We start from the raw sequence: 14,334 nt of genomic DNA on the forward strand, positions 1-14,334 counted from the left end.
TCACACCCGCTGCTCGCGCAGGTCCGTCACCTCGTCGGCGGGCGCCCAGCCCTGGTAGACGCCGAAGTCGAACGCCTCCAGCCCCATCTTCTGCGCCACCGGCCAGCGGCCGCCCGTGTACTCCACCCGCAGCCAGCCGTCGTGCTCGGCCAGCACGATGAACGGCTGCCCCTGCCAGGTGCAGGTGGTCCGCACGTACGCCAGGTCCTCGACCTCGGCCACCGGCATTACCCGGACGTGCCGGCCCGGGCGTACCTCGGTGAAGCCCTCGCCCGGTTCCGGCTGGTACAGGCGGACGTCGCCGCCGTCCGGGCTGGCCTGGTACTCCCGGCCCCGCCAGCGGGCCACGTAGCCGTCGCGGGTCACGCGTCACCCGCCGGGTGCCACGCCAGCTCGTCGGTGTCCAGCACGGCGACCACCCGCTCGCTGCGGTCCGCGCCGATCCGCCACAGCTCCGCGCCGTGCGGCAGCCGGGCGCTGTCCACCTTGAACTCGGCGACCACGTCGCTGCTCTCCCCCGGCGCGAAGCCGTTGCCGCGGAACGGGGGCCGCTCGATCACCCAGCCCTCCATGGCCCGCATGGCGGCCTCGTTCTGCCCGCCGTACGGGATGCGGTAGAGGCTCGGCCGGTAGGCCGGCCAGCGCAGCACATAGATCTCCTCGGCGTCCCGGGAGAACGGCGAGCCGGTGTGGCCGAGGCCGAGCGCGTCGTACAGCTCCGCCGGGGTGCCGAGGTGGGCCAGCTCGCTGGCCCGGTGCACGAAGCCGGAGACCCGGTCGTAGCCCCGCTCCAGGTAGTAGGCCAGCTGGCTCGGGGCGATCGCCTTCTGCATGGTCACCGGCCGGGTCGGGTCCACGGGCGGCGGAGCCGGCCGGGGTTCGGTCGCCGGCGCCGGTGCGGTGGCCCGCGGCTCCGGCTCGGTCTCGGGGTCGTCGCCCAGCCCCACCTCGGCGGCCCAGTTGGCGAGCGCGAGAACCTGCTCCCCCGGGTACGTCGCCCCGACCGGCGTGCCCGGGTTCACGGCGAACGACCAGCTCACGTCCGGCCAGCGGCGGATGAGCTGGACGAACTTCACGCGGACCGTCTCGGCCGGGCTGCCGGCCCGATCCGCCAGGCGCTCCGGCGAGGTGTGGACGACCACGTAGGTCCCACCGTCGATCTGCTCCGTACGCCAGACGAAGCCGGCGTCCCCCGGACGGCTGCCCGCCGCCGATTCGGGTGCGACCGGCAGCAGCACCCGGGCCAGCAGCAGGGTCGTGAGGAAACCGTCGGTGCTGCCGCTGCCGGCCGCCGCCAGCAGTTCCTCCTCCACCTCGTTCGCCGGCACGAAGTCGGCCTCCCCGGTGCTGCCGGCGACGCCCGCCGGGGACGGGATGCCGGGGACCGTCGCCTGCTCCGTCGACCCGGGCCCGGCCGCGGCGGCCGGCGCGAACACCGACGTGGCCGGCTCGTCGACGGCAGTGGTCGGGGCGAACACCGACGCGGTGGGCTCGTCGGCGGCTGCCGGCGCGAACACCGACGTGGTCGGCTCGTCGGCGGTGGCGGCCGGCGCGGCCGGCTCGAACAGCGACGTGGTCGGCTCGGGCGCCGGGGTGGTCGGCGCGAACAGCGACGTGGTCGCCTCATCCGCCGACGGAACCCGGTCGGACGACGGCACCGCCGGCGGTGCGCCGGCGTCCTCGTCCGGGCCGGCGGGGGTGAACAGTGACGGGCGCGGGTCGTCCGCCGGACCGAACATCGGCACGGTCGGCTCGCCCGGCGTTCCGAACGGCCGCTCCCCCAGGTCGGAGGGCCCGGTGGCGACGTGGCCGGGGGCGGGCGAGGTGGGCCGGTCGACCGTCAGCGGCAGGGTGGGGTCGGTTGGCCCGGCCCAGGGCACGTCCGCGTCACCGTCGGCCCCGGAGGCGGGCGGCGCCATCGCGGACGCGGCGGCGGGCACCGTGGGCACCCGGTACGGCTCAGGCGGCGCGCCGGCGGTGGAGCGCACGGACGGTTCGGTCAGGTCGCGGGACTCGATGACGGTGCCCTCGATGACGATCGGGGTGAAGCCCCGACGTGGCGCGGGCGGGCTGGACACCGGCTCGGCGATGGACGGCGGAATCTCCTCGGCCGCGGTGGGGTCGCCGGGGCCGGGGATCGGTTGGGTGCGCTCGTCCGGGCCGTCAGCGGTGGCCGCGTGCCGGCGGGGCAGCGCCTGGGTGGCATCGGCGGGCGGGGCCGCGGGGCGGAACGGCCGGGCCGGTTCCGCCGGCCGACCCGCCGGCGCCGGTCCGGCGGAGTCCACCTGGAACGCCTGCGTCGGATCCCCCGGCACCGGCTCGTTGAGCGGCCGGCGGCGCGGGAACGGCTGGCCGCCGCCGGCGAACCGGGAGGGCGGCACGGCCCGGTCCCCGCTGCGGCGCGGCGCGTCGAGCGGCGAGGGCCGCTGGGGCGAGCGGCCCGAGGCGGGTTCGAAGAAGGACCGGGCGGGCGGCGGCGCGGGCTCGGTCGGCCGGCCGTTGGCCGGTCCGGGACGGCCGGCGCCGGCGAACGGATCCGACTCGTCGGGGCGCCGGCGCAGATCGGTGAGCCAGCCGGAGAGGTTGTCCAGGCCCGGGTCGGCGCCCGCCGGGTCCGCCGGCCGCCCGTCATCGGGCGCACGACGGCCGAGCGGGCGGGCCGGCCGGCCGTTGGCCGGGTCGGGGCTCAGGGCCGGCGGCGGGGCGGGCGGATCGGGGCGCAGGGGCGACGGGGCGGCCGCGTCGGGGACGGCGGCCCGGGTGCTCGGTGCGGGAACGGTCGGGATCGGGACGGTCGACGGCTCGGGGACGGCCGGACCGCGTCCAGCCGGGACCGGGTCGGGCGGGACCCGCCGTCCCGGCGCCGGCGGCGGGATGTCCGGGCCGGGTGTGGACGGGGCACCCCGGGCGGCCCGGGTGGCGCTCTCCACCCGCTCCAGGCGGGCTCGGGCGCCCATGGTCCGGCCCGGCAGCCGGACGTCACCGCGGGCGAGTTGCGCGACGAACCAGGCCGGCAGGTACCCCTCGATGGGCAGCCCGGGATTGACCGAGAGCCACCACTCGTGGTTGGGCCAGCCCGCGGCCAGGTCGGCATAGGGGATGCCGCGGGTGGCACCGGCGTTCTCGCCCAGGCAGGCCCGCAGCGCGGTGGCGGAGGTGAAGGCCAGCACGTGTGTGCGGCCCCCGGTGGTCCAGGTGCCCCAGCCCGCGGGGCCCGCCCCGGGGAGCGTCTCCGCGGCGACCGGCAGGAGCAGCTCGAGGCGGGTCAGGATGCGGAAGTAGAGCTGCTGGTCCTGCGCGCGCAGCGCATCGCGCATCGCCACCTCGGCCTCGGTGGCCGGTTCCCATCCGGTCACGGCCACGTCTCCTTCCGCGAACAGGCCATAGGCATCGCCTACAACCTACAAGGTGGTAACAAGATCACAAATGCCTGGCTGTCGACGGTCGGCCGGGTCGCCCGGCGAGGCGCTAACATCCCGTTCCGGAGTCGACACGATACGGAGGCCGTCGATGTCCCGGCCCACCGCGCGCCCGGCCCTGGCCGTCCTGGCGGCCCTCCTCGTCGCCGGGCTGCCGGCCGCCCCGGCCTCGGCCCGCGCGCCCTCGGCCTGCGCCGCACCGACCGCGCCGGCCCGCCCTGTCGCGGAGCAGCCGTGGCCCCAGCAACGGTACGCGCCGGACCGGCTCACCCCGCTCGCCACCGGCGCCGGCGTGGTGGTCGCGGTGGTCGACTCGGGGGTGGACCGGTCCCACCCGCAGCTCACCGGCCGGGTCCTCGACGGCGCCGACTTCCTCGACCCGGGCGGCGACGGCACCCGCGACTGCGCCGGGCACGGCACCGGCGTGGCGAGCCTGGTCGCCGCCGCGCCCCGGCCGGGCGTGGCCTTCCGGGGGATCGCCCCGGGGGCCCGCATCCTGCCCGTACGCGTCAGCGAACAGCAGGTGGTCGACGGGCGGGAGTCGGGGCGTACGGTCGGGGCGGCCGACTTCGCCCGGGCCATCCGCTGGGCGGTGGACCACGACGCCGACGTGGTCAACCTCTCCGTCGTGCTGTACGCGGACAACCCCGCCGTCCGCGCCGCGGTCGCCTACGCGGTGCGGCGGGACGTCGTGGTGGTGGCCGCCGCCGGCAACCTGCACGACAGCGGCGATCCCCGGCCGTATCCGGCCGCGTACGACGGGGTGCTCGGGGTGGGTGCGATCGGGGCGGACGGCATCCGCGCGGCCTTCTCCCAGACCGGCCCGTACGTCGACCTGGTCGCTCCCGGCGCCGACGTGCTGATGGCGGCGCCCCGCCAGGGCCACCGCCGGGCGGAGGGGACGAGCTACGCGGCGCCCTTCGTGGCCGGCACCGCGGCGCTGCTCCGGCAGTATCACCCCGACCTGGGCGCGGCGGAGGTCGCCCGGCGGATCGTAACCGGCGCCGACCCGGCCCCGGGACGGGGTGACGGGTACGGCGCCGGGGTGCTGAACCCGTACCGGGCGGTGACCGAGTCGCCCGCCGTCGCGGCGGCTCGCCCCCGGGCCGGGGCGGCGCTGCCGGTCGACGGGCCGGACGCGGCAGAGCTGGCCCGGGAGGCCCGCCGCACGTCGGCCCGGGACCGGGCGCTGCTGGTGGCCGCCGCGACCGGCGCCTCGGCCGTGGCGGTGGTGCTGCTCGCCCTGGTGCTGCCCCGCGGGGCGCGCCGCCGGTGGCACCCGGCCGACCCGGCCTGACCCGCACCGCCCCGGCGTCCTGTTGGAGGGAAGCGACAGGGCGGCACGGGCGGGAACGCCCGTGCCGCCCCGCGGCGGTCACTGGAACAGGTTGACGTTGCGCTTCTCGGTGTCGAGGTAGTCGGCCGCGGAGTCCTCCACGGCCAGCTTGATGTCGCGCAGCATGGCCTGGAGGTCCTGTGAGGCGGCCCGCCAGCGGGCCTGCCGCTGCTCGTACGCCTCGCGCGCCTCACCGGACCAGCTCCCGACCAGCGGGGCGGCGTCGCGTTCGAGCTGCCCGAGCTGGCTCTCGAGGGTGGTCAGCGCCCTCTGGATGTCGGCGCCGGCCTGTTGCAGGGCGGCGAAGTTGACGACCAGCACACCGTGGTCCATCGATCGGTCCTTCCCGTGCGTCAGAGGGGGAGCTGGATGCCGCGGTTGGTGCCCGCCACGCGGCCGGCGGCCTCGGTGTCGGACACGTCGTAGTGCTGGCCGGCGCTGCGGATGGCCGTGGCGGTCTCCCGCAGCGCCCGCTGCAGGGCCTTCTGATCCTGCGCCCACTGCTGCTTGACCTGCTCGAAGGAGCGCCCGCCGGCACCCCGCCAGGCCTGCTGCAACACCTCCAGCTCGGCCATGAGGCCGCTGAGCATGGTTTGCAACGACTGGTCGACCTGCTCGAACTTCGCGGCGGTGTGCTGCATCACCGCGGCTTCTGCCTGAGTCTGGGACACCCCGGACGTCACCTCGTCTCCTCGGTCGTGGCTGGCCGCAGGAGCGACCACCGTGGACTCGCCGGAGCGCGCCACCGGAGAAGGGGGAAGGGGACGGCGGGCGCGCTCGACGGAACTCGTCGCTGACGGTAGCCGTCCGACTCCGGTTCTGCTACCCCCTCGGGCTCCCCTGTGGACGGCAAAGCTCTACGATGAGCCACGGCGGCGTCACTCGGCGAACGGGCGGGGGAGGTGCGGTGACCGCGACCACCAGCGTCCGACCGGCGGCCGCCGACCCTCCACAGCGGACCCGGCGCCCGGCGCCGCCCGTCCGGGCCGGGCAGGTGGTGACCGCGCAGGTGGCGGTCGCCGCGCTGGTCGCGGCCGTCGGCCGGGGCGTCCTGGTGACCGCGGCCGCCCTGCTGCTGGCGGCGGTGCTGCTGCCCGCCGCCTGGGTCCGGCTCCGGGGCCGCTGGCTCTTCGAGTGGCTCGCCGTCGGCGCGGCCCACCTCACCCGGCGGCGGGCCCTCCCGGCCACCTCCGGGCCGGCGGCGCTGCTGGAGCTGGCCCGCCCCGGCGCGGCGGTGCATGCGGCCGAGCTGGCCGGCGGCCCGGCGGCGGTGCTGGAGGACACCGCCGGGATGACCGCGCTGCTGGAGATCGGTGACCCGGACGACCTGCTCGGCGACGGCCCGCGGGAGCTGCCGCCGCCGCTCGGCCTGCTGCCCCCGGCGGGTCCGGAGAGTCCGCCGGTCCGGATCCAGCTGCTGTTCTCCGCGTCCCCCGCGCCGGCACCCGCCGTCGGGGCGGGCGCGGCCGGCACGTCGTACCGGCAGCTCACCGACGGGCGGCTGGCCGCCCGGGCCCGGGTGGTGCTCGCCGTCCGGGCGCTGCGGGCCGACGGTTGGTCCGACGACGAGCTGCGCCGGGCGCTGTCCGGCACCGTCCGGCGGATCGTGCGCCGGCTCGGGCCGCTCACCGGTCGCCCCCTCGGCGGTCCCGCGGCGCTGCGCGTGGTGGCCGAACTGGCCCACCACGACGACGGGGCGCCGGTCCGGGAGAGCTGGCCGGCCGTGACCGTGGGCGGGCTCCCGCAGACCACGTGGCGGCTGCACCGCTGGCCGGATCCGCGCACCGATGCCGCGCGGCGGCTGGTTCCCCGGCTGCTGGCGCTGCCGGCGACCGCCACCACCGTCTCGCTCTGCGTGGGTCCGCGGTCCGGGGCGGACTCGGCGCCCGCTCCGGCCGAGCTGACCGTACGCCTGGCCGCCCACACCGCGGCCGAGCTGTCGGCGGCCGAGCGGGCGCTGCGCCGGCTCGCCGGTGATCTCGGCGCCGAGCTGCGCCGGCTGGACGGCGAGCACCTGAGCGGGCTGGCCGCCACCCTGCCGCTGGCGGTGGCCCGGCCGGACGCGCCCCCGGTCGGGCCCGAGCTGGCCGCCCTGGAGTTCACCCTCGGCGAGTCCGGGCTGATGGTGGGCGCCAACCGGCACGGCGGCGCGGTGACCGTACGCCTGTTCCGGCCCACGACGACCCGGCTGTTGCTGGTGGGTGGGGTGCGGGCCGCCCAGCTGCTGACCCTGCGGGCGCTGGCGCTCGGCGCACGGGTGGCGGTGCAGACGGCGCGGCCCCGGGTCTGGGAGCCGTTCGTCCGCGGGGTCGGCGGGCCGGGCGGCGCGGTGCCACTGGTCCCGCCGGGGCGGCCGGTCGGGGGCACGCCCGGCTCCCCGCTGCGCCCCCTGCTGCTGGTGGTCGACGCCGGCCCGGTGCCGCCGGAGGTCGGCCCGGCGGTGGCCTGGCAGTCGGTCCTCGTGGTCCGCGACGAGCTGACCCCGGCCGACACGGCCGCGCTGGCCCGCGCCGACCTGGCGATCCTGCAACCGCTCGACCCCGGCGAGGCGGCGCTGGCCGGCGCGGCCCTCGGCCTGGGCGGCTCGGCGGAGTGGCTGACCCGGATCCGGGACGACATGGTGGCGGTGGTGAACCGCCGGGCGCTGCGCTGGGCGCTGCTCTCGCCGACGCCGATCGAGTCGCAACTGGTCGGTCGTCCGGGCCGCGGCTGAGCCGGCACGGGTTCCGCGAGTCGACGCGGCGTGGCACGATCCCGGCCATGGATTTTCTGAAGGGTCTCCTGATCCGGCTGGGCACGACGGCCGTGGCGTTCTGGTTGGCCACGCTGCTCATCCCGGGCATCACGCTGGACTCGGATTCGGCCACCGAGACGGTGACCACGCTGGTGCTCGTCGCGGTGATCTTCGGAGTGGTCAACGCGGTGCTCCAGCCGATCATCAAGACCGTCGGCTGCGGTTTCTACCTGCTGACCCTCGGCCTGATCGCGCTGGTGGTCAACGGCCTGCTGTTCCTGCTCACCAGCTGGATCGCCGGTGAGGCCGGGCTGCCGTTCCACGTGGACGGTTTCTGGCCGGCCGCGGTGCTGGGCGCCCTCTTCGTCGGCATCGTCACCTGGATCCTGGGCGCCGTCCTCGACCGCGACTGAGCCCGCACCACCCGCCGGTTCCCGCCCGCCGGCCCAGGCCAGCGGGCGGGAATTGGCTGGTGAGGCCGGGTCGGGTCGCCACTAGGGTCGGAGGGATGTTCACCCTGACCCACCCCGAGGGCTACCTGCTCAGCACCGATCCGGACCGGCTCGACCTGGACCGGGTGCACCACTGGCTCTCCACGGACGCGTACTGGGCGCTCGGGCGGGACCGGGACACCGTCGGGCGGGCCTTCGCCGGGTCGATCGGCTTCGGCGTCTACCGGCCCGGGGACGGTCGGCAGGTGGCGGTGGCCCGGGTGGTCACCGACCTGGCGACCTTCGCCTGGCTGTGCGACGTCTACGTCGACCGGCCCGAGCGGGGCCGGGGGCTGGGCACCTGGCTGGCCGGAGCGGCCCGCGACCACCTGGCCGAGTGGGGCGTACGGCGGATGGTGCTGGCCACGAACGACGCGCACGGTGTCTATGCGAAGGTCGGCTTCACGCCGGTCGAGCCGGGCCGCTGGATGGAGTACGACCAGCGCGTGACCCGGCTCACCGGAAAGGAGCAAAGCGCCGCTTCACCACTTACGGTGGAGGCGTGAACCAGACCCGTCTCGGCTACCTCTACGGCTTCGGCGCGTACCTGATCTGGGGTTTCTTCCCGATCTACCTGAAGCTGCTCCGCCCGGCCGGCCCGGTGGAGATCCTCGCGCACCGGATCGTCTGGTCGGTGGTCTTCGTGGCGCTGCTGCTGGCCGCCATGCGCAACATCGGCTTCCTCCGGGCGCTGGCCCGGCGACCCCGGGCGCTGGCCGGTATCGCCACCGCGGCCACGCTGATCGCCGTCAACTGGGGCACCTACATCTACGGGGTGAACTCCGACCGGGTGGTGGAGACCGCCCTCGGCTACTTCATCAACCCGCTGGTCATCGTGCTGATCGGGGTCTTCCTGCTGCACGAGCGGCTGCGCCCGGCGCAGTGGGCGGCGCTCGGCGTCGGCGGGGCCGCGGTCGCCGTGCTCACCGTCGACTACGGCCGGCCGCCGTGGCTGGCCCTCGTGCTGGCCTTCAGCTTCGCCGGATACGGGCTGGTCAAGAAGCGCCTCGGCCTGCCCGCCGCGGAAGGGCTCTTCGTCGAGTCGGCGGTGCTGGCGCTTCCGGCGCTGGCCTACCTGGCGTGGCTGACCCGGAGCGGCGCGGCGACCTTCGGGCACGTCTCGGCGGGGCACACCGCGCTGCTGGTGCTGGCGGGCGCGGCCACGGCCATCCCCCTACTGCTCTTCGCCGGCGCGGCGAACCGGCTGCCGCTCTCCACCATCGGCATGCTCCAGTACGTCGGCCCGATCCTCCAGCTCGGCTGCGGCGTGCTGGTCTTCCACGAGCCGATGCCGCCGGCCCGGCTGGCCGGGTTCGGCCTGGTCTGGGTGGCCCTCGTGGTGTTCACGGTGGACGCCCTCCGTCACACCCGCCGGACCCGGGCGCAGGCGCGGGCCGCCGCCCTGGTGCCCGCCGAGGCCCGCTGACCGCGCCTCAGCGGGCGTCGAAGGCGAGGACCGGGGTGCCGTCGGCGCGGACGAGTTCCAGCCGCACCAGCTCGCCGTGGGTGAAGTGGGTGGCGCCGACCACGCGGACGTTGTCGCCGGGCGCGGCCAGCCAGGTGCCGACCTGCTCCGTCGCGCCGTCCGGGCCGTGCGCCACCAGCCGGAAGGTGTACGCCTCCCGGTGACCGGCGCGCTGGTCGTACCCGCAGCGCATGGTGACCTCGGTGCCCCACCTCTTGTCGGTCAGGCCGACCTCGGCGTGCAGCGGCGCGGCGCCGGCGACCGGCCGCATGGCCGTCATGGTCACCGGCGCAGCGGTGGCCGTGGGCAACGCCGTGGGCGGCGGGGCGGCCGGCGGGCGGACCAGGGACACCCCGACGCCCGCCAACACCGCCAGCGCGGCCGCGGCGAGCGCGGTCAGGGCGTACCGCCGCCGGGACCGGGACCGCTCGCGGCGCCGGCGCTCCCGCGCGGCGTCGAGCAGCGCGGGCACCCGGGACGCCTCGGTGGCGGACGGCAGGAACTGCTCCAGCCCCGCCGGGTCGAGCCGGCCCAGCAGGCCGGGCAGCACGGCGATCTCGGCCACCGCCTCCCGGCAGGACGCGCACCCGCCCAGGTGCCGCTCGTAGGCGGCCCGGTCGGCGGGGGCGAGGGCGCCCAGGACGTACGCGCCGTCGTCGTGCTCGAACTCGCAGCGGGTCATCCGGTCACCCCCATTTCGGCCAGCACCAACCGTAGTGAGCGCAGCGCGTAGTGGGTCCGCGACTTCACCGTGCCGGGCGGCACCCCGAGCCGGGCGGCCGCCTCGGCCACCGACCGCCCCTGGTAGAAGCACTCGACCAGCACCTCGCGGTGGGTCGTACTGAGCCGGTTCAGTGCCTCGGCCACGGTCCACGCCTCCACCGCGCGCTCCGTCTCGTCGACCGTCTCGGCGGGTTCGGGCAGCTCGTCGGTGTAGACCTCGCCGACCCGGGTGGACCGCCGGCGCCAGGCGTCGATGGCCAGGTTCCGGGCGGTGGTGAAGAGCCAGGCGCGGACGGAGCCGCGCCGCGGGTCCAGCGACTCGGGGTGCCGCCAGGCCCGGAGCAGCGTCTCCTGCACCAGGTCCTCGGCCCGCGACCGGTCGCCGCTGACCAGCCGGAGGGCGTGCGCGAAGAGCGCGTCGGCATGCTCGTCGTGCAGCGCGCGCAGCAGTTGGGCGTCGTGGTCGCTGATGGCGTACCTCGCTTCCGGCGGCGGGGAGACCGGCGATGCGTTCGCCCCTTGATACGTGCCGTGACGCCGAACGGTTCAGCCCCAGGTCACGCCGCGCTTGTTCACGCCGGGTTCAGCTTCCCGCCGGTGCCCGCTCACCGGGCCCTGGCAGCGTCCGGCCCGTCGGCGCGACCGGGCGGACCGGGCGCGCCACCGACGTCGAGCCGAGCCACCTCACGGGCAAGGTCTACGTGGCGCTGACCAACAACACCGACCGGGGCAAGGCCGGGAAGGCGGCGGCCGACGAGGCGAACCCGCGCAACCTCAACCGCCCCCCGGAGGGCCGCCACCCCGCCTGGGTGGCGGCCCTCCGGCCGTCCCGGCTCAGGTGTCCGCGGCGATGCCGTCGGCGACCGCGCGGGCGACGGTGAGCAGCTTGGCCCGGACCACCCGGGCGGAGGTCATCATCTCGCTGGCCGGCAGCGCGCAGGCCAGCACGACCCGGCGCTCGATGTCCTTGTCGGGGGTAACCAGCACCGCCGCGCACGCCACCCCCTGCCGGAACTGACCCAGCTCCAACTGCATGCCGCGCCGGTCGCCGGCGGCCAGGTCGGCCTCGAACGCCTCGGTGGTGGTGAGGGTGGCGCCGGTGAACGGGCGCATGCCGTATTCCCGCAGGTAGCGGAAGCGCTGCTCGGCCGTGAGGGTGGCCAGCAGGCTCTTGCCGAGCGCCGTGGCGTGCGCCCCCTCGTCGAAGCCCGGCACCAGGTCCTCCAGGTACGGCGAGCGCGGCCCCTCGGACACCGCCGTGATGGCCACCTGGCCGCCGACGAACCGGCCCAGGTAGTGGCTCCAGCCGGTGTCCGCGGCGGCCCGCCGCAGCGCCTCCCCGACCGGCGGCGGCCCCCGGAACGCGGTGACCAGCTCGCGGTAGCGGTCGGCGACCTCCAGCCCGACGATGTACGTGCCGTCCTCCCGGCGGATCACGTAACCCTCGTAGGCCAGCGTGCGCACCAGGTGGTAGGTGGTGGCGACGGTCAGCTCGCAGCGGCGGGCGATCTGCTTGACGGTGAGCCCCTTCGGCGCACGGCCGACCGACTCGAGCACTCGTAGCGCGCGGGAGACACTTCGGATCAGGTCCGAAGGTTCCGCCAAGGGGTCACGCACAACCACCTCCGCCGCCGGGGACTTACACCATATGAAAAACAGGCCGAGTGCGAAATGCCTGTTCGGATCGAGGATGCCAGATCACCGGGCACAGACAGTGCACCGACAGACACGATCAGCTGCCGAAACGTGACCGGCGTAGGTTTGCCGGACCATGACCGACATCGCGCTGCATCCCGCTCCGCCCGCGTCCCGGCGTACCGTCCGGATCAACGCGGGCGCGATCGCCACCACGATCGCCTGCGTCCTGCCCGTCTTCCTGGTCGGCGGCCTCGCCGTGCAGATGGGCGACGACCTCGACTTCACCCCCGCCGGGCTCGGCCTGGCCGTCTCGGTCTACTTCGGCGTCAGCGCCCTCGCCTCGGTGCCCTCCGGCGCACTGGTCGAGCGGTACGGGCCGGCCGTGGTGGCCCGCGCCGGCATCCTGCTCTCCGCCGGCTCGCTGCTGGCCGTGGCGGGGCTGGCCCGGTCGTACCCGGTCCTGGTGGCGCTGCTCGCGCTCAGCGCCGCCGCCAACGCCCTCGGCCAGCTCGCCAGCAACGCCGCGCTGGCCCGCCACGTGCCCGCCCACCGGCAGGGGCTCTCCTTCGGCGTGAAGCAGGCCGCCATCCCGATCTCCACCCTGCTGGCCGGCGCGGCGGTGCCGACCGTCGCGCTGACCGCCGGCTGGCGCTGGGCGTTCGTGGTGGCCGCCCTCGCGGCGCTGGCCGCGCTGCCGGCCGTACCCCTGGCCGAGCGGGACCGGGCCCGGACCGCCGCCGCTCGGGCGGGCCGGGCCACGACGGCGCTCGTGGTGGTCGGCGTGGCGGCGACCCTGGCGGCCGCTGCGGCGAACGCGCTGGGCACCTTCGTGGTCGACTCGGCGGCCGGCCGGGGCCTGTCCCCGGCGCTGGCCGGGCTCACCCTCACCCTGGGCAGCGCGGTCTGCGTGGCGGCCCGGGTGGGCGCCGGCTGGCTGGCCGACCGGCGGGAGACCGGGCACGTCGCGGTGATCGCCGGGATGCTGGTGGTGGGCGCCGTGGGGCTGCTCCTGCTCGCGGTGGCCGGCCCGGTGCCGCTGGTCGCCGGCGTGGTGCTCGGCTTCGGCCTCGGCTGGGCCTGGCCCGGGCTGATGAACTTCGCGGTGGTCCGGCTCCACCCGCAGGCCCCGGCCGCCGCCACCTCGATCACCCAGACCGGGGTGTACGCGGGCGGCTGCCTCGGCCCACTCGGCCTGGGCACGATCGCCGACGCGGCCGGCTATCCGGCGATGTGGGGCACCGCGGCGGCTGCCATGCTCCTGGCCGCCCTGTTCATGCTGGCGGGTGCCCGCCTCCTGTCCCGCTCCCCGTCCCCGTCTCGTTGATCATGAAGTTATTGCCATCGCGCACGGCGTGTCGTGGCAATAACTTCATGATCAACGGCGCGGGGCCCGGGTCCCCGGGGGAGGGTCAGCTGGTGCGGTCGGCGATGTAGTCGCAGAGGGATTCGAGGGCGCGGCGGGCCGGGCCCTCGGGCAGCGGGGCCAGGCGGGCGCGGGCGTCCTCGGCGTAGCTGCGGACGGTCTCCCGGGCGCGCTTGAGCGCCGGGGACTCGCGGAGCAGGCCGAGGGCCTCGGCATGCAGCGCGTCGTCGACCAGCGGCCCGGTGGCCAGGATCTCCCGCAGCCGGACGCTCGCCGCGTCGGAGTCGTCGGAGGCGAGCGCGTAGAGCACCGGCAGGGTCGGCACGCCCTCGCGCAGGTCGGTGCCGGGCGTCTTGCCCGACTGCACCGACTCGCTGGCGATGTCCAGCAGGTCGTCGGAGAGCTGGAAGGCCACCCCGATGACCTCGCCGTAGCCGGCCAGGGCCTCGATGTGCTCGGCGGACGCCCCGCCGAACATGCCGCCGAAGCGGGCCGAGGTGGCGATCAGCGAACCGGTCTTCTCGGCGATCACGTGCAGGTAGTGCGCAACCGGGTCGGTGCCGCGCGGGCCGACCGTCTCGGCGATCTGCCCGTGCACCAGGCGGGCGAACGTGCGCGCCTGCAGGCGGACGGCCTCCGGGCCCAGGCTGGCCGCGATGTCGGCGGCCCGGGCGAAGAGGTAGTCGCCGACCAGGATGGCCACCGAGTTGGTCCAGCGGGAGTTGGCGCTCGGGGCGCCCCGGCGCACGGCCGCCTCGTCCATGACGTCGTCGTGGTAGAGCGTCGCCAGGTGGGTGAGTTCCATCACCACGGCGGCGGGGACGACGTGCGCGTCGTCCGGGTCGCCGAACTGGGCGCCGAGCGCCACGAGCAGCGGGCGGAACCGCTTGCCGCCAGCCTCGACCAGGTGCCGGGCCGCCTCGGTGACGAGCGGGTCGGCGCTGGCCACGCTGGCGCGCAGGTCGACCTCGACCCGATCCAGGAGGCCCAGCACGGACGCCTCGACGCGTGGATCGGCGAGGTGCAGCCCGAGCGCGCCGAACTGACCCGTGCTCTCCGGGCCCGGACGACCGCCCGGCCCGGTGGCACCTGAACGCTCGCCAGCCGGAATCACCACGCCATCAACCATGCCACACCCGTTCGACCTGCCCAGCGAGGGGGATAC

General features: G+C 76.2%; 14 protein-coding genes. 6 read left to right on the forward strand and 8 right to left on the reverse strand.

Annotation, left to right across the window (positions count from 1 at the left end; genetic code table 11):
* On the reverse strand, positions 1 to 366 hold the full coding sequence (locus ABZS80_RS03250) for a hypothetical protein (RefSeq protein ID WP_355054228.1): 366 nt from the start codon (positions 364 to 366) through the stop codon (positions 1 to 3).
* Positions 363 to 3,356, reverse strand: coding sequence for an SseB family protein (locus ABZS80_RS03255; RefSeq protein ID WP_355054229.1), 2,994 nt, complete (start codon positions 3,354 to 3,356; stop codon positions 363 to 365). The genes ABZS80_RS03250 and ABZS80_RS03255 overlap by 4 nt, the downstream gene beginning before the upstream one ends.
* 154 nt (positions 3,357 to 3,510) lie before the next feature.
* On the opposite strand from ABZS80_RS03255, the gene mycP reads away from it, so the two are divergent.
* Complete coding sequence (gene mycP / locus ABZS80_RS03260) at positions 3,511 to 4,716, forward strand: type VII secretion-associated serine protease mycosin (RefSeq protein WP_355054230.1); 1,206 nt, start codon at positions 3,511 to 3,513, stop codon at positions 4,714 to 4,716.
* 78 nt (positions 4,717 to 4,794) lie between these two features.
* Here the strand turns inward: mycP and ABZS80_RS03265 are convergent, their stop codons facing one another.
* Complete coding sequence (locus tag ABZS80_RS03265; RefSeq protein ID WP_262283331.1) at positions 4,795 to 5,088, reverse strand: WXG100 family type VII secretion target; 294 nt, start codon at positions 5,086 to 5,088, stop codon at positions 4,795 to 4,797.
* A gap of 20 nt (positions 5,089 to 5,108) precedes the next feature.
* Positions 5,109 to 5,426: a WXG100 family type VII secretion target gene (locus ABZS80_RS03270; protein ID WP_355054231.1), complete on the reverse strand. Its 318-nt coding sequence runs from the start codon at positions 5,424 to 5,426 to the stop codon at positions 5,109 to 5,111.
* A gap of 236 nt (positions 5,427 to 5,662) precedes the next feature.
* Between ABZS80_RS03270 and eccE the strand changes: the two genes are divergently transcribed.
* The 4 genes from eccE to rarD all read left to right on the forward strand — a co-directional run bounded on the left by eccE (position 5,663) and on the right by rarD (position 9,406).
* Complete coding sequence (eccE, locus tag ABZS80_RS03275) at positions 5,663 to 7,468, forward strand: type VII secretion protein EccE (protein ID WP_355054232.1); 1,806 nt, start codon at positions 5,663 to 5,665, stop codon at positions 7,466 to 7,468.
* A 47-nt stretch (positions 7,469 to 7,515) separates the two neighbouring features.
* Complete coding sequence (locus ABZS80_RS03280; RefSeq protein ID WP_151461348.1) at positions 7,516 to 7,902, forward strand: phage holin family protein; 387 nt, start codon at positions 7,516 to 7,518, stop codon at positions 7,900 to 7,902.
* A gap of 95 nt (positions 7,903 to 7,997) precedes the next feature.
* Positions 7,998 to 8,486 (forward strand): GNAT family N-acetyltransferase, encoded by a 489-nt coding sequence (locus ABZS80_RS03285; protein WP_355054233.1) that lies wholly within the window; start codon positions 7,998 to 8,000, stop codon positions 8,484 to 8,486.
* The gene (gene rarD / locus ABZS80_RS03290; protein ID WP_355054234.1) at positions 8,483 to 9,406 is read left to right on the forward strand and encodes an EamA family transporter RarD; all 924 of its coding nucleotides are present in this window, start codon (positions 8,483 to 8,485) and stop codon (positions 9,404 to 9,406) included. The genes ABZS80_RS03285 and rarD overlap by 4 nt, the downstream gene beginning before the upstream one ends.
* 7 nt (positions 9,407 to 9,413) lie before the next feature.
* On the opposite strand, the gene ABZS80_RS03295 is transcribed toward rarD, so the two are convergent.
* From ABZS80_RS03295 to ABZS80_RS03305, 3 genes are all read right to left on the reverse strand, one after another.
* A complete protein-coding gene (locus ABZS80_RS03295) occupies positions 9,414 to 10,127 on the reverse strand; it encodes a zf-HC2 domain-containing protein (RefSeq protein WP_151461345.1) in 714 nt (237 codons plus the stop codon).
* Positions 10,124 to 10,618: a sigma-70 family RNA polymerase sigma factor gene (locus ABZS80_RS03300; RefSeq protein ID WP_355054654.1), complete on the reverse strand. Its 495-nt coding sequence runs from the start codon at positions 10,616 to 10,618 to the stop codon at positions 10,124 to 10,126. Before ABZS80_RS03300 ends, ABZS80_RS03295 begins: the two co-directional genes overlap by 4 nt.
* A 384-nt stretch (positions 10,619 to 11,002) precedes the next feature.
* Positions 11,003 to 11,785, reverse strand: coding sequence for an IclR family transcriptional regulator C-terminal domain-containing protein (locus ABZS80_RS03305; RefSeq protein WP_355054235.1), 783 nt, complete (start codon positions 11,783 to 11,785; stop codon positions 11,003 to 11,005).
* Positions 11,786 to 11,939: 154 nt separating this feature from the next.
* On the opposite strand from ABZS80_RS03305, the gene ABZS80_RS03310 reads away from it, so the two are divergent.
* Positions 11,940 to 13,130: an MFS transporter gene (locus ABZS80_RS03310; protein ID WP_355054236.1), complete on the forward strand. Its 1,191-nt coding sequence runs from the start codon at positions 11,940 to 11,942 to the stop codon at positions 13,128 to 13,130.
* An 85-nt stretch (positions 13,131 to 13,215) separates the two neighbouring features.
* On the opposite strand, the gene ABZS80_RS03315 is transcribed toward ABZS80_RS03310, so the two are convergent.
* Positions 13,216 to 14,298 (reverse strand): polyprenyl synthetase family protein, encoded by a 1,083-nt coding sequence (locus ABZS80_RS03315; RefSeq protein ID WP_151461340.1) that lies wholly within the window; start codon positions 14,296 to 14,298, stop codon positions 13,216 to 13,218.
* Positions 14,299 to 14,334 lie beyond the last annotated feature (36 nt).

This window comes from Micromonospora sp. NPDC005305, assembly GCF_040607315.1.
Classification (GTDB): domain Bacteria; phylum Actinomycetota; class Actinomycetes; order Mycobacteriales; family Micromonosporaceae; genus Micromonospora.

What these genes read in the sequence shown, in the direction of transcription:
- mycP (WP_355054230.1), top strand. Translation starts at nt 3,511, where the DNA reads ATGTCCCGGCCCACCGCGCGCCCGGCCCTGGCCGTCCTGGCGGCCCTC.
- ABZS80_RS03265 (WP_262283331.1), bottom strand. Translation starts at nt 5,088, where the DNA reads ATGGACCACGGTGTGCTGGTCGTCAACTTCGCCGCCCTGCAACAGGCC.
- ABZS80_RS03280 (WP_151461348.1), top strand. Translation starts at nt 7,516, where the DNA reads ATGGATTTTCTGAAGGGTCTCCTGATCCGGCTGGGCACGACGGCCGTG.
- ABZS80_RS03285 (WP_355054233.1), top strand. Translation starts at nt 7,998, where the DNA reads ATGTTCACCCTGACCCACCCCGAGGGCTACCTGCTCAGCACCGATCCG.
- ABZS80_RS03295 (WP_151461345.1), bottom strand. Translation starts at nt 10,127, where the DNA reads ATGACCCGCTGCGAGTTCGAGCACGACGACGGCGCGTACGTCCTGGGC.
- ABZS80_RS03310 (WP_355054236.1), top strand. Translation starts at nt 11,940, where the DNA reads ATGACCGACATCGCGCTGCATCCCGCTCCGCCCGCGTCCCGGCGTACC.
- ABZS80_RS03315 (WP_151461340.1), bottom strand. Translation starts at nt 14,298, where the DNA reads ATGGTTGATGGCGTGGTGATTCCGGCTGGCGAGCGTTCAGGTGCCACC.